This window comes from Streptomyces sp. NPDC050560 (genome assembly GCF_044457285.1).
GTDB lineage: Bacteria > Actinomycetota > Actinomycetes > Streptomycetales > Streptomycetaceae > Streptomyces.
Map to the genome: position 1 here is coordinate 477,331 of NZ_JBITGT010000002.1, position 14,243 is coordinate 491,573.

Consider the following 14,243-nt stretch of genomic DNA (forward strand, 5'->3'; position numbering starts at 1 on the left):
ACTTCCGCCCCACCGGCCGGACGCTTCTGCTTCCATGACTGGAGGAAGGGAGCGACGCGTGGCGACCGTGCACCACTGGACCGGCCTGGAGGCCAGAGCTTTACGGCTCGCCCTCCGCCTGAGTGTGCGGGCTTTCGCCGAGCGCCTCGGTCTCGCCGTTGCGACCATCTCGAAGTGGGAAAAGCTCCGGTCCGCGACCGAGCCCCGCCCCGACACCCAAGCCATTCTCGACACCGCGCTCGGCCGCGCCGATGCCTCCGTGCACCTGCGCTTCGAAACGCTTCTGTCGGAAATGGCTGGCCCCGGGCAGATGGCAGCCGGGCGCCGGGTGACGGCTGCCGGGCCCAGAGCCTGGGAGTACGAGTCGTGGACCGACGACCTGGATCGTGCCGTTGTCGCCTTGTCCCGGCAGAACTTCACCTTCGCGGACAGCCTGCTGGGCCGATGGCTCAACCATTTCACGGCCGCCGAACTCGACGACAAGGGCCTGTACCTCTACGCCCGATCCACCGCGTTACTCGGAGACCTCAAGCGCGATCAGGGCGCGGTGCTCGGACCACTGTCCGCACGCCACTCCTACGCGGGCGCGCGCTCGATCTTCACCCAGCTCGACATTCCCCGCCGTGTCGCCCAGCTCGATCTGTCCCTCGCGGTCGTCGCGGAGATGTCCGGTGACCTGGAGACGTCGGCCCGTACGTACGAGACGCTCGCCGTCGACGACCGGCTCTCTCGCCGTGACCGGGCCAGAGCCCGCCTGTGGGTGGGCACCGCACTCAGCAAGGACGGCAACCACGACTACGCGACCCGCGTGATGCAGGCCGCGACCCGTGAATTCGAAGACCTCACCGAACCCGACGATTGGTCGGTGGCCCATCAGAAGCTCGCCCTGGCCCGCCGGGGCGTCGGGGACCTCACCCAAGCCCTGCACTTCATCGACATCGCCCGAAGCAGCGGGAGCAGCGACTCACCGATGCAACGCGTACGACTGGACACCGCTCACGGCCACATTCTGCTGTCCGACGCGGTGACCCGCGATGATGGGTTACGCGTTCTCGGCCAGGCCGCTCGGACGGCCGCGCAGTACGGCCTCGTGCACCAACTGCGCAGTATCGAGAGCGTCAAGGCCAGCAGTGAGGGGCCGCCCGGGGCCCCGCCGACGGTGATCAGGGAGACGAACGCATGAGTGACAGCCAGCAGGTCATCACCGAAGACCAGTGGCACCAGGCCAAGGCGATCTGGGACTACCACCAGATGCACCACCAGGCCCACCCCGCGGACGTGGCGATCGGCCTGGGCAGCCACGACCTGGGGGTGGCCACGCGCGCCGCCGAGCTGTACCACGCGGGTCTCTTCCCCACGCTGGTCTTCACCGGCGGCAACAGCCCGACCACCGCCAAGGTCTTCCCACGCGGCGAAGCGGTCCACTTCCGCGAGCACGCCATCGACCTCGACGTCCCCGCCTCAGCGATCCTGCTGGAGCCCCACGCCGCGAACACCGGGCAGAACATCACCCTCGCCCGCGAGGTCCTGGCCGACGCCGGCATCACCCCGGAGAAGGTGCTGCTGGTCTCCAAGCCCTACATGGAACGGCGGTCGTACGCCACCGCCCGCAAGCTGTGGCCCGAGGTCGAGATGGTGTGCGCCTCGGAAACCCTGGAGTTCGACGACTACCTCAAGTCCATCGGCGACGAGAAGCTCGTGGTGGACATGCTCGTCGGCGACCTCCAGCGGGTGATCGAGTATCCGAAGCTCGGGTTCGCCATCGAGCAGGAGGTCCCGGAGGACGTGCATGCTGCGTACGAATCCCTCATCCACGCCGACTTCACCAGCCGCCTCATCGCCTCCTGAACTCTCCTCCCCGGGCAGCCTGTGCGCCATCCACCAGCCCAACTTCATGCCCCGGCTGACCACGCTGGCCAAGCTGTTCGCGTCGGACCACTGGATCGTCCTGGACGACGTGCAGTTCGCCCGCCGCGACTACCAGCATCGCGCCCGCATCGCCACACTCGACGGTCTTGGCCCGAACCGGTGGCTGACCATCCCCACTCACCGCCCCTCCGGGCGCGCCACCCTTATCAGAGACACCCTGATCGCCGACCCTGCCGCGGCCCGACGCAGAGCCTCATCGATCCTGCGCCAGCAGTACGGGACCAGTCCTCACTGGCCCGCACTTGACCGTGCCCTTCAGCCGGTCTGGAATGCGTTCGACGCAGGAAGGGTCGCGCCGGTCGCCACGGCCTCGACTCGCGCGCTGCTCGAACTGCTCGGCTGGCGGGGGCAGATCTTCACCAGCAGCGCCCTGCCCGCACGCACGGGTCGGTCCGAGCGGCTGGCCGACCTAGCCGACGCCACCGGCGCACGCGCGTACCTGTGCGGCACCGGCGGCATGACCTACCTGGACCATGCCCCCTTCACCGAGCTGGGAGTGGCCGTCGTCCCGTTTCTCTCGCCGGTCACTGGTCTGTGGGCCTCGGGGCGACAGACCAGTGCTCTGCGGGCATTGGCGTTCCGCGGCCCCGACGCTGTGGGAGCTCGTCTCCGGGCTCTCGCGTTCGCCCACGATGCGCTGGGGCGCGCGGCCTGACACCCGCTTCGTATACGGAAGCGGGTGTGATCAACGTCGACGTGCCTGTGGCGGCTGTGGCTGGGAGGCCGGCGCGACCGCTGCCGGGCTGACCGATGTGCCTTGCCGCCGTGCCGCGCTCCGCATCCGTGCCACTCGTGCACGGTCGCTCGGAACCGGCCTGGTGCTGAGCCGCTCGACGCGCCAGGTCAGTACCCGTGCAGGGCTGCGGGCGTCGTCGAGCGCCCGTTCGTCAGTGGCCTGCTGCAGCAGCTGCTTCGGATCATGCCCGGCCTTCTCGGCGGTCGCGAGGGCGGCGGTGAGGGCGTCGAAGACCGGGTCCCTGACCACCTGCTCGGCGTGGACAGGCATGGCCTGTCGGATGAGGAGGATGTGCCGTTCCACCGTCTGCTGGGGTGGCCGGCGCTGGGCGAGGACGGTCAGTGGTGCGGTGGCTGTCTGCTCGTAAGCGGCCTGCAGGTGGATCAGGGTCTGTTGGGCTGCGGCCACCTGTTGGTCGTGGTGGCGTCGCTGGTGCCAGCGGTGGGCGGCGATGACGACGAGGATCGCGGCGTCGAGGAGCATCGCGAGCAGGGCGCCGTCCTTGGGGGCGGGCTCGCGGACCATGGTCCGTACGGCGCTGCGCAGGGCGCGGGCGTGCTGGTGCTCGGCTTGGACGCGGGAGTGGGTGGCGCGCTCGAACGCCTCGGCTGCCTGTTGGAGCTGGGGGCGGATGGCCTGGGGTGCGCGCAGGGGCAGGGCGTCGAGGGCTTCGCCGAAGGCGGCCAGGTGGGCCTGAGCGGCTGCATCGTCATCGCCGTCGAGGTGGTGGGGGATGCGCTCCGCGACGGCGGTTGCCTGGTGCCACGGGTTCACCCGACGGGGGCTGTGCTGGGGTTCGGTGGCTTCTAGACGCTTGCGGATCTTGGGGAGGGACAGGTCGGGGGAGAGTTCGGAGCCGGAGTACCAGATCAGCTCCTGCTGGGCGTTGACGTCGCCGTCGAGGGCGACGGTGTAGCCGCGTACATCACCGGACGGGAAGTGCCTGATGTCCACGAGGATGCCGTCGGTGTGCTCCAGCAGGTGGACGAACTCCTCGGTGCTGGTGGCGGCGGCCACGGCGGTGCGCACGGTGGTGCGCAGGTGTTCGCGGGCGGTGCGGGCTTGGCCGGCGCGCTTGGCCTTCTCCTGCTCGGCACGGGTAGGCCGTTTCGCGGCTGTGCGATCCCCGCGTATGACCTGGAAGAGGCCGTACTCCTTTTCGACGGCTGCGAGTTCGCGGTCGGCGGTGAGGTAGTCGTTCCAGTGCCGGGCGGTGCGCAGGTCGGCGCGGACTGTGGTGGCGGCGATGTGGATGTGGTCGGGGGCGTGGCGGACGGCGACCCAGCGGCAGCCGTCCGGATCGCCGTCGGGTGCGATCCCGGTGGCGGCGACGATGCGGTGGGCGATGTCAGCCCAGTCGTCGTCGCTGAGGTGGCGGTCGGCCTTGGTGGCACGGATCGAGCAGTGCCACACGTGCTTCTCGGGTGCGCGGCCGAGCCGCTCGGCCTGCTTGACGTGCAGGTCGAGGTCGGCGACGAGAGCCCGCTTCGTGGCATCGACATCATTGGTGCGGCCGGGGTCGGGGGCGAAGCCGTCCCAGGAGGCGACCAGGTGCGGGTCGGTGTGGCCCTTCTTCTTCGTGTCGTAGAGGTAGCGGATCAGGTTGGCGGTGCCCTTGCCTCCGGTGATCTTCGCGATCATCGCGGCGCCTTGTGGCTGACGGCCTGGTTCGCGGCGGCCGCGATGTGGCTCACCGTCTCACCGACCGCGTCCAGGGTCCGGTCGGTCTGGGCGAGGAGAGCGCTGTCCCCAGGGTGTGGATGGCCGCCGGAGTTGAGCTTCTTGGCGATCTGGTTGACGTTGCGGCCGATGGCGGTGACCTGCTCGCGCAGGGCGTTGATCTCGTCGATGTAGTCGTCGAGCTGGGTGCGCTGGCCGGCCAGGGTGAGGTCGCCGTGGACGTGGGCCAGAGTGGCTGCGGCAACGTAGTGGGCGCCGCTGAGGTTCAGCGACGTTGCCTTGGCGCGTATAACGGCCTCTTCCTCTTCGCTGTAGCGGACGTCGACTCGTCCCTCGCGACGGCCGTTGGGGTCGGGCTTGCGACGTTGGGCGACGCGGTGCAAGGCGGCTTCTTCTGCTGCACGCGGCAACGGCATCTCGACGGCAGCAGTGATGTCGGCGATGGCGGTGGGCTGTTCCTGCTCGGACACCCCCTGGTGCCCGCGTGCCTCCGCCACCCCCGTGGCGGAGGCTTCCCCGTGAGACCGGCCCTTGGACGGTCCAGCGGGATACCTTGCTGCGCTGTTCAGGCCGGTGGTCATCTCCTGCTGCGGGATGGCGAGTTCGTGGTGCGGGTCGTGCATGGGCTGGTTCTCCGTGGAGTGCTGGGGGCGAGTGTTCGCTGTATGCGGGTGCCCCCCTCGTGCTTGTCGGCATGGAGGGGGGCGGCCAGGGCGTGCGCTGGATCAGGCGGTGGCGGAGGGGGCTGCGGCGGCTTCCCTCTGCTGGAACTTGGCGTCGTCGTACGTGCCGAGACGCTGGCCCCCGAAGCCATCGTCCGCGACAGGCTCGGGCCGACTGGCGCGCTCGGCCCGCAGCCGGTCGCGCACGGCGCCGGCGCGCGTCTGGGCGATCCGCAGTTCGCTGCGCAGGCGCTTGGCGGTCAACTGGTCGTCGCTCCAGTCGGCGGTCAGGCGGCGGCCTTCAGCGAGCACTTCGGCGTCGGTGCGATGGCGATTGGTGGTCGACTCAGCGTTGGTGAGACGCCTACCGGCCTTCTCCGGCGGGGCGGCTTCGGTCGACTTCGCCATGGTGGTCGACCGGGGCGGTCGGGCAGTGAGGGCCGACTCGTCGGCTCCGGTCGATCCGGTCATGTGTGCCTCGTCGACCTTCACGCAGGTCGACTCGGGCGGCTCCTCGGGGACCGGTTCGGCTCGGTCGGCCACCGACGGTGCGGCCTGCTCACTGGCGCGCTGGCCAGCGGATTCCTCTCGTTGCCGGGTGACCGACTGGGCCGAGTCGGCCGACTCGTGCTTGTGGTGCAGCACCTTTGCCACGAGGTCCGAGCCGAAGTAGATCGACCCGACTGGGAGTGACGTGGCCAGCAGTACGAGGGCCCAGTTCGCAGGGTCCCAGCTGGTGAGTCGACCCAGCCGGGTCGACTCGGTGTGCAGGGTCGGTATGAGGCCGTGGACGTAGTTCAGCAGGAGGCTGGCGATGGTGTAGGTCGCCAGTACTCGTAGCGCGAATGTCCGATCGGGGCCGGTCAGCACGAGTGTGGCGATGAGCGCGAGGGCCATGAGCCCGTCGACCACGATCGGGTAGAGCAGGGCGGCGGTGGGATCGGCGCCGATGGCGCGGGCCACGTCGGACAGCGCGTTCCACGAGACTCGGAAGGCCATGAGGACGACGGCAATCAGGCCGAGGACGAGGGTGGCGCGTGCGCCCGCCCGGCGTCCACTTCCAGGATCGGCAGCGGGGCGACGCTGATGCGAATCAGTTCGGCTGAGCAGGGCGGTGATGCGTGCAAGCAAGCGGGGGTGCTCCAGGTGGGCTTGAGGCGGCGGCCTTGGTGCGGGGGAGGGCAGGGCGTGGCCGCCGTGAGGTGCGGGGACTCGTACCACTCGTCGCGTGCCTGGTCAGCACAGGTACGAGTGGCGTGGCGATGTCGAGACGACTCGTTGCGAGGCGTTCACTCGTCCCCGTGCTGACCTGCGCGGGGACGAGTGGTGCGAGTGAAGTCGGGTCAGGCTGGGGTGCCGGGAAGGGGACCGTCGGCTGACGAGACGGACGCGTCTGCCGCCTTCGGCTCAGGGCAGTAGCGCGCCCAGGTGTCGAGGAATTGGTTGCGCGCGAAGCCCTTGGCCTGGGTGCCCTCCGGGAAGCGGCGGTTGGCCGAGCCGATGCCGTACGGCTTGAGCAGCAGCCGCAGGCCGCGCGGGGTCAGGCCGTTTGCGCCGTACTCCGCCCACGGTGCTTCCCTGTCTGCGTTCAGGGATTCCAACAGGTGTTTCGTGCTGAGCACGGCAGGGTCGCCGACGGCGGCGAAGGCGCGGCGGATGCCGACCAGGAGGCGGGTGCGAAGACCGCCTTCCTCGTCCTGGCCGGCCTCGTAGCCGGTCATGGTGCGGCAGGCGGTGCGGGCCAGCGCGGGCCAGTCACCTCCGGCGAGATCGGCGACGATGACCAGCGGTTCCCAGGTGTCCGCCGCGCGGTCCTCGACCGGCATCGGTGGCTCCATCTCCATGGCCAGTTCATAGAGCGGCTGGAGCCAGGCGGGGAGGCGATCGCGGATCGCGTTCAGGGCGGGTGTGTCCCGGCCGGTGCGGAAGGACGCCACCTTCTCGCCCGCTGCTCGGCGGCGCATTCGGATGACCACCGCACGGTCCATGATCGTGTCCGACAGGTCGCCGATCCCAGCCAGGGCCGCCATGGCGAAGGTGGGGAACTCCTGCACCTGGTGCTCGGGGCCGGACACTCGCAGTGTCGGCCGGCCGCGCTGGTGTCCGGCGTTGATGAGACCGCGGACCTCCTCGTTCTTCTCCGCGGCCTTGGTGGTGCTGAACATGGTGTCGGCCTCGTCGACCAGGAGAGTCGGCGGGTCGTTCCCGTCGATCGACCGGAAGATCGCCGCCGCGCTGGCGTTGACCGTGATCAGCCGGTTGTGCACGGTCTCGGTGACCACGTCTAGCAGGCGGGACTTACCGCACCGCTTCTCCGGCGCGACGATCGCCAGGCGCGGCGCGTGCTGCCACGCACGCTGAAGATGCGTCGCCGCGACCCACAAGGCCACCGCCGTGACGGCCTCCCCGCTCGGCATTGCCACGTACCGCTTCAGCTGCGCCCGAAGGTCATCCAGGATCTGCGCCCCCTCGGCTAGCGGCGTAGGCGAGGTGGTGTCGTCGGGGTCCTCTTCTGTGGGAGGCGCAGCAGCGCCGGACAGCTGGCCGGGGACGGCGACTGGGGGCCACGACGTGCCGGAGTCGTCCGGAAGGGATGGCGTATTCGGCTGGGCATCGGCCATACTGGGCATCAGCTCCTCTGCTTGCGGGCCATCTGGGACGGCAATCCCGGTCTCCGCAGGTTGATCGCTAGGGATGGCGGTTGAGAGGTTTGCGCTTGAGCCCCCGGCATCGCCGGGGGCTTCTTTCATGTCACGTGCGGGCGTGCGGACCCCTGAGGTCAGTGGGGTGGGGGTGCCTCCACTATGCCACACGATATGCAGGCCGCAGAAGTATTCTGCATATCGCAGTAGCGATGCTACTGTTTAGGCTGTGCTGCAAACCGCAGTGTGTCGCTACGAACGGAAGGAGCCGCCGGTGGCGGAGGAAGAACCGGACGAGGGCGTACTGCTCAGCGGCGAAGCGAACGTCGCAACCCGCATCAGGGTCGAGCGCGAGGCCCGTGGCTGGAGCACCAACGCGCTGTCCGACCGGCTCAACGAGGCCGGCTTCGAGATGAACCCGTCCGCGGTCTGGCGGATCGAGAACGGCAAGCGCCGCATCAACCTCGACGACGCCATCGGCTTCGCCGAGGTCCTCGGCATCGACCTGCGCAACCTCGTCGGGCCACCACAGCTGGCAGCCAAGGCCCGTGCCATGGAACTCATCGACGAGGTCGTGGACGCGTTCCGCGCGACCCAGAGAGCCAACATGGCCTTCACACAGGCGCGCGAAGCGTTCGACACCTACCTCGCCGAGCACCCCGACATCCGCGAGGAAGCCGACCTCATGGTCCAGAGCGCCATCGCGGAGGAGGCCAACAAGACCATGCTGAAGATGCACGGCCCTCCGCCCGGTGACAGCGACGGCCACTCCACCGACGAGGCATAGCCTCCGGCACCCCCTCCCGCCCTGGGCCCGCAAACCCCCAGGCCGGGCAGCTCACCCACATCCCTAGCGATCGACCGGCGGGTCGGCGTTGCCGCGCCCACTGCCCGCCAGAAGAGGACCCACCCCTTGCGCCAACCCGCGATAACCCCTGCCTCCGCACCGACTTCGCCCGCCGAGGCTGGCCTGCCGCGTCTCTATGTCCCCGAGGAAGTTGCAGCCGTCCTCGGTTGCTCCGCCTGGTGGGTCAAGGACCGCGCTCGCCGTCGGCTCATCCCGTTGACCCGCGTGGGCCGTGCGTACCGCTTCTCGGACGAGCACCTCGCGGAGATCATCCGCATGCACGAAGAGCGTCCGGCCCTGAACGCGCAGCGCCCTGGCGCCGCTCCCGCGCCCACGCATAAGCCGACCGCTCGTCACCGGCCCGATCCGGCCGTGCCCACCGTCCGGCTCCAGGCCCGGCCACCGCGCCGGATGACCAAGTCCCAGTACGGAACCGCTGCTTAACACACCCCACACGACAGAAGGGAGGGAAATCTGTGGGGTACGCAGAGAAGCGCAGCGGCTACTGGCGTGGCCGTTACAAGATCGAGGACGGCAGGTACGGCACCGTCGCCGATTCCACGGGCGCCGTGGTCAAGTTCGCCACCAAGCGCGAGGCCAAGCAGGCCGCAGACGCCGAAGAGGTGACCGTTCGCCGTGGCCAGTGGCGTGACCCGGGTCTCGGCCAGGAGACCTTCGGCGAGTACGCGAGTCGCTGGTACGCCGCCCAGGACCTTGCTGCCTCGACGATGCAGAACTACAAGCGCCACATCGAGGAGCACCTGCTCCCCGACTTCGAGGACAAGGCGCTCGCCGGCGTCCTGCGCACGGACATCGAGCTGTGGGAGAAGAAGGAGCGGGCGGTCTACGCGGCCTCCAGCGTCAAGACCTGGCGCTCCACGCTTCACCTGATCTTCGAGGACGCGATTGACGAGGGCTTGCTCACGTCGAACCCGGCGGCCCGGCGGCGCGGACGGGGCAAGCGCGCCGGCCGCTCCCGCGACCGAGGCCCAGAGAAGGTCGTCACCGACGCGCTCGGCATCCTGCTCACCGCCGAGCGGGCAGCCCTGCTCTCCGGCCGAGACGACGAGTTCGTCGCCACCGTCCTCAAGGGCTACACCGGCAAGCGCTGGGGCGAAATCGTCGGCCTGGAAACGGAGTTCATCCGAACCGCCGCCTTTCGCGTCGAGTGGCAGCTGTACGAACTGGACACCGGAGAACTGGTCCGCTGCCCGCCCAAGGACGACAGCTACCGCGACATCGACTCGACGGACTGGCTGTCGGCCCTGGTCTTCAACCACATCGCCCGTACAAAGCCGACGCCCTGCCCCTGCCATGGCAGGACGTACGTCTTCCGAGGCCAAGGCAAGGCGCGCACAGGAGGCCACCAGGGCGCGAAGCTCGTCGACGTCGCCCGCCGTGCCGAAGTCTCCACGGGCACGGTCTCGAACGTCCTCAACCACCCCGACCGCGTACGCGAAGACACGCGCGTACGTGTCGAACTCGCCATCGCGGAGCTCGGGTTCGTACGCGGCGGCACCACATCGGAGCACGCAGCCCACTGGCGTCGAAACGGTTTCGCCACCTGGCTGTTCACCCCGGCGGTCTCAGGCTGGTACCCGAAGAAGGCCCCGCAGGAGGCCCGCCCGGTACCAATCCTCGGCGAGCCCTGGCCCGGCATCCCGGCCCGAGGCCGAGGGGCAGCCGCTCGGGCTGACGCCTGCTGGCTCCCGATCGCCAAGGGCCTCACGCCCCACGGGCTCCGGCACACCCATCGCACGATGATGGAGGACCTCGGCACCGAGAAGGTCCTCATGGACGAACGCATGGGCCACATCGACGGCTCGGTCTCCGCGCGCTACGCCCACGTCACGCCCGGCATGCGCCGGCGCCTCATGCTTGGCTTGACCGAGCAGTGGGAGGGATCGCTCGACGCTCGCCGAGCGATGTCCCCAAGATCTCCCGTAGCAGCGCTGGAACGATTGCTCGTCGCGAGGGCGTGAGATTGACGGGGCCCCGAGGCACTAGCATCGGGGCCCCGTCAGGAGATGACGGATAGGGTGCCGGGCCAGAGGCGGCTCGCCAGATTGTTCGCTGCGGAGACCATCTGCGCGTGCGTAGGCTGCTCGGTCTCCGGGTCGAGAACGGTGGGTGGGTGCGGACTGTGTCGCCGGCCGACGATGATCGGTCGATTGGCCGGGAAGCGCCCCAGAACACGGGTCCCGTAGCGGCCGAGCTGATCCTCGACAGCCCGATCGAACTCGTCAGTCTCCTCGTCCAGGTTGTGGTGGCCCAGAAGCAGCACCCCTGTGAGAGGCCGTTGCGGGGTCCATCCACCCAGCTCCTGCTGGCGCCAATGCACGGCTGACTCGGCAGGCGTCAGTGGCACAGCTTGCCCCTCGACGCCCCCTTCCGCGGGTAGTTGGATGCTTCGCTCGTACGGCTCCGCCGAGTGAACAAGGATGTGCGCATCGGTACTCGGGTTGAGAGGTGCCTTCTCCAGGTGCTGCTCGAACCTACCGACCAGGAAGACTCGGTCGAAGGTCCGTCGGGCATGTACCAGGGCTGCCGCACCTTCATCGTTGGTCGAGGCGCTCAGTGACCACAGCTCGCCGGGTGCTGGGACGATGCGCAGGCGACGCCACCCTTCCGTCGTGTTCGGAACGGAAGCCGTGGCCCACGTAGGTTGGCCCGGGTCACGGAAGAGACGCCAGCTGGACCGATTCTCGGTCGTGATGACAGCAGCCGCTAGCCCCTGGGCCGCCCAGACGGAAGCGAGTTGTTCAGCAACCCATGCCAGATCGTCCCGGTGAACAGCACCGGATCGCCCGATTTTGGTGAGTCGGATGACGCTACCGCCCTTGTCCGCCTCATCTCCCTGCTCAGTGTTGCGGGTGTTGGCCGATCGCCGACTGACGTTTAGGGAGCCACCAATGGCTGTCAGCGGGCGAGGCTTGTGCGGAGCCAGATGTGGCCCTGCCGGCGCCTGGTGGCTACGAATCGTAAGGACACCCCGCCAGCCCCATGCTGCAGGAGGGGGCGCCAGCCGCACGGAGCATTCCTGGGTGCCGCAATCGTGGCTCAGAAGACGCAGACTGCATCCCACGACTTGGTCAGTAAGCACTTCGATAAGGCGGTTGTCGTCGAAGTGCCCGTAGCTCACGAGTCGTTCGACAATCCAGTCCAGCCCATAGTGCGACATCTCGGTCTCCACCCGCACCCCGGCACAGCCGGCCAAGCTGTCCCATAGGCGGGGACGCCGCAGCAGCGCGCTGCCCATGGCGTAGGAGGCGCTGAGCCTGCGAACCAGGCTGCGTGTGATGGGCGGTTGCCGTTTGGGCCCCGGTTCGGGGCACTGCGGATCCCACTGAGCAGTGTGCCGAGACTCTGCCAGGCGTTGCTCGTGGGCAGCCAGCAACGCGGCGAGGTCGTCCTCATGTGGACCAGCAACCCACACGGTTGGGACGAGGGATCGCCAGTTCCGCTCGTACAGCCACGTCCGGAAGCCGAACTGCAATCGTGAGTCAGCCACCTGCACGGACAAGCCCCGCACTCCGCGCCACGAGCCCCTCTGCGTGCGATATGGCAGCAGATCGAGCAGCGCCTGCACGTCCTCGGTCCGCTCAAGGCGAAGTACGAGGTTCTCGCCCACGGGCTTGGCCTCTCGTACACCGAAGGGGCGGGTCTGGCCATCGGCCGTGCCAAGGGCGGAGGCGAGCACGGACTCCAGGAGCGCTTGGTCCGCAGACGCGGTGGGGATCAGTTGGTCAAAGCGCTGAAGTCCGCCGAGTCGTTGCCGTGCACCTTCCAGTGACTCTCCGGTGAGTTGACCCACCGCATTGCTGAGCTGATCAATCCTGTACATGGCGTGCTCCTTCCGACTGCCTCCCGACCCAGGCAACGAAGGCGCATGTCGACGAAGCAACAGCACGCGGAATGACGATGGTTGATCGACGTAGGTTCTCTGCCGATGCTCAACGGTCGGGTAGGCGAGCATCCAGAACTGGCCGCGTCCGAGGCCAGGCGGCAGTAACGTAGCTCATCCACCTGCCAGACCACAACTGGGCGTTCAGGCGAGTACCCCTGAAATGCCGGAAGGGAGCAGCGGCGCTGATGCATCACGGGGTTTGATCCGCTCCGCTGTGTTGAGATCGGCTGTTGCCGTGCTCTTTCGCATGGACGTTGCTCCTGAGGAGGCGCGCTCGGCCGTAGCCGACGACTCAAGAATCGGCTGTCGGCACGGTGCCGGGTTCCGTTGTTTCTGCTGCCTGTTCCGGCTGAATGAGTTCTCTACGCTTTGCGGCCGCGCGGCGGCGTTCTGTTACCTGCCACCGATGGCGCCGGTGTTCAAGGACTGCCTTCCACAGCTCCAGTCGATGGCGGGAGTCCCTGGGGAACGTGAAGCGGAGAACTCCAAGGATGACAGCGGTCACCAGCATGGCTGCGGACTCGGGGTGTTGGGTGAGAAATGGCATGGATCAGCCCTTCTCGCCGAACAGCTCAAGCGAGGCAGTACCCAGTGTCACGCGGAAGGCGCCGCGAGTACGGGTAAACCTGGCGCCCTTGATCCCGACTTCCCGGTGAGTCAGGGCGATAGCCAGGTCATGCGGCTCTGGATATCCAGTCCAGCGGTAGACCCACGAGTCCCCGGAGCCCCAAAGCCGACGCATGGCGCCGTGCATCCTCACGTCAGACTTTCTCCTGTGTACTGCGCTGGGGCGGTCCAGAGGGTCCCAGGACAGACTGGTCGCCCAACGGCCCCGCCGGTCCGCCAGGTTGTAGCGCGAGACGAGACCAGCCAGCAGGGTCGTAGCGTCGTGCGACATAGGGGGAACCGCGGCCAGTGCACGACGCTCGTGATTGGTGACGTCGTGGTCGATCGTGAGATAGCGGTGTTGGGGAGAGAGGCTGCGCCTTCTGCCGCGGCGGCAACCGGCCGGGTCACCGGTGATCGTCAGCAATGCACCGGTGGGCAGGTGGCGCAGGCACAAAGAGCGCTGCCCGTGGCACTCGTAGCTCACCTCGTGTCGTAGCCCAGGAATGCCCCGTGAGCCAGCGCCGTCGGTAGTCAACAACCGGGTGGCCACGTTTTCCGGGGCACGTTCCGCCACCATCACCAGCTGGTCGTGACGGGGCGACATCACCGGGTCGTACGAGGCGACCACCACGTAGTTCCATTTGGCAGTTGGCCCCGTGTACACGTTGCCGTTGAAGAATGCGAGCGCCAGCAGGGCTCTGAAGGCACGCTGGTCATCTGAGCAGTGGTCCAGGCCCAACCCGAGGGTGTCATTGCCGATCGAGGATCGGGCGGCCGGGACACTCTCCCCGGTGTATTCGACACGGAGGGGGATCCGGTCCCGGGGCGCCATGGTGTGGACGGGGAGTGCGCCGAACTGATCTGCGGCGGTCATCCATGCCTGCTGGAAGGGGATGGCATCCTCGGACTCGCGTCGGATCCGGTGGGCGAGTTTGGCGATGTTCTTGTCGAGCGTCATGTCCGGCTCCTGATGGGCGCGTGACAGTGCTCCCGCTCACTGCGCCCCATAGGAGGAACAAACAGTTCTGCATCACGCGTGCCCGATGGCACTTTGCGCCCTCAACCCCGGGTAATTTGCGGGAGGAACCCGGGTCCGACGTAACAGCGAGCGTGGTCGCCTGATGGGGATTATAGCGCCGGACGGGGCGCGAACGGCAGGCTTTCGCTCTCGGGCGACCTGGTGAATGACAGCACCCGCTCGTGTGCATCGCCAGGACACGCGCACTGGTGC

12 protein-coding genes are annotated in these 14,243 nt (G+C 68.2%); 6 read left to right on the forward strand and 6 right to left on the reverse strand.

Annotation, left to right across the window (positions count from 1 at the left end):
* Window positions 1-58 precede the first annotated feature (58 nt).
* From ACIBIW_RS06860 to ACIBIW_RS06870, 3 genes are read left to right on the forward strand one after another with little or no spacing between them, the layout of a single operon-like run.
* Window positions 59-1,183, forward strand: a complete 1,125-nt coding sequence (locus tag ACIBIW_RS06860) for a helix-turn-helix domain-containing protein (RefSeq protein WP_399332699.1) — start codon at window positions 59-61, stop codon at window positions 1,181-1,183.
* On the forward strand, window positions 1,180-1,848 hold the full coding sequence (locus tag ACIBIW_RS06865; protein WP_399332701.1) for a YdcF family protein: 669 nt from the start codon (window positions 1,180-1,182) through the stop codon (window positions 1,846-1,848). The genes ACIBIW_RS06860 and ACIBIW_RS06865 overlap by 4 nt, the downstream gene beginning before the upstream one ends.
* A 46-nt stretch (window positions 1,849-1,894) precedes the next feature.
* A complete protein-coding gene (locus ACIBIW_RS06870) occupies window positions 1,895-2,584 on the forward strand; it encodes a WbqC family protein (RefSeq protein WP_399332703.1) in 690 nt (229 codons plus the stop codon).
* 30 nt (window positions 2,585-2,614) lie between these two features.
* Here ACIBIW_RS06870 and ACIBIW_RS06875 read toward each other — a convergent pair whose 3' ends face one another.
* From ACIBIW_RS06875 to ACIBIW_RS06890, 4 genes are all read right to left on the reverse strand, one after another.
* A complete protein-coding gene (locus ACIBIW_RS06875) occupies window positions 2,615-4,306 on the reverse strand; it encodes a relaxase/mobilization nuclease domain-containing protein (RefSeq protein WP_399332705.1) in 1,692 nt (563 codons plus the stop codon).
* Window positions 4,303-4,968 carry a plasmid mobilization relaxosome protein MobC gene (gene mobC / locus ACIBIW_RS06880; RefSeq protein ID WP_399332708.1) on the reverse strand — a complete coding sequence of 222 codons (666 nt, stop codon included), beginning with the start codon at window positions 4,966-4,968 and terminating at the stop codon, window positions 4,303-4,305. Before mobC ends, ACIBIW_RS06875 begins: the two co-directional genes overlap by 4 nt.
* A gap of 102 nt (window positions 4,969-5,070) precedes the next feature.
* On the reverse strand, window positions 5,071-6,006 hold the full coding sequence (locus tag ACIBIW_RS06885; RefSeq protein WP_399332951.1) for a DUF2637 domain-containing protein: 936 nt from the start codon (window positions 6,004-6,006) through the stop codon (window positions 5,071-5,073).
* A 344-nt stretch (window positions 6,007-6,350) separates the two neighbouring features.
* Complete coding sequence (locus ACIBIW_RS06890; RefSeq protein ID WP_399332710.1) at window positions 6,351-7,628, reverse strand: DUF3631 domain-containing protein; 1,278 nt, start codon at window positions 7,626-7,628, stop codon at window positions 6,351-6,353.
* 295 nt (window positions 7,629-7,923) lie between these two features.
* Between ACIBIW_RS06890 and ACIBIW_RS06895 the strand changes: the two genes are divergently transcribed.
* The 3 genes from ACIBIW_RS06895 to ACIBIW_RS06905 all read left to right on the forward strand — a co-directional run bounded on the left by ACIBIW_RS06895 (window position 7,924) and on the right by ACIBIW_RS06905 (window position 10,478).
* On the forward strand, window positions 7,924-8,436 hold the full coding sequence (locus ACIBIW_RS06895; RefSeq protein WP_399332712.1) for a multiprotein-bridging factor 1 family protein: 513 nt from the start codon (window positions 7,924-7,926) through the stop codon (window positions 8,434-8,436).
* A gap of 126 nt (window positions 8,437-8,562) precedes the next feature.
* Window positions 8,563-8,940, forward strand: coding sequence for a helix-turn-helix domain-containing protein (locus tag ACIBIW_RS06900; RefSeq protein ID WP_399332714.1), 378 nt, complete (start codon window positions 8,563-8,565; stop codon window positions 8,938-8,940).
* Between the two features lie 32 nt (window positions 8,941-8,972).
* Window positions 8,973-10,478, forward strand: a complete 1,506-nt coding sequence (locus tag ACIBIW_RS06905; protein ID WP_399332716.1) for a LacI family DNA-binding transcriptional regulator — start codon at window positions 8,973-8,975, stop codon at window positions 10,476-10,478.
* A 38-nt stretch (window positions 10,479-10,516) separates the two neighbouring features.
* Here the strand turns inward: ACIBIW_RS06905 and ACIBIW_RS06910 are convergent, their stop codons facing one another.
* Together ACIBIW_RS06910 and ACIBIW_RS06915 are read right to left on the reverse strand one after the other, a co-directional pair.
* Window positions 10,517-12,340, reverse strand: a complete 1,824-nt coding sequence (locus ACIBIW_RS06910) for a hypothetical protein (protein ID WP_399332718.1) — start codon at window positions 12,338-12,340, stop codon at window positions 10,517-10,519.
* A gap of 613 nt (window positions 12,341-12,953) precedes the next feature.
* Entirely contained in the window at window positions 12,954-13,970 is a 1,017-nt protein-coding gene (locus ACIBIW_RS06915) for a hypothetical protein (protein ID WP_399332720.1), read from the reverse strand.
* Window positions 13,971-14,243 lie beyond the last annotated feature (273 nt).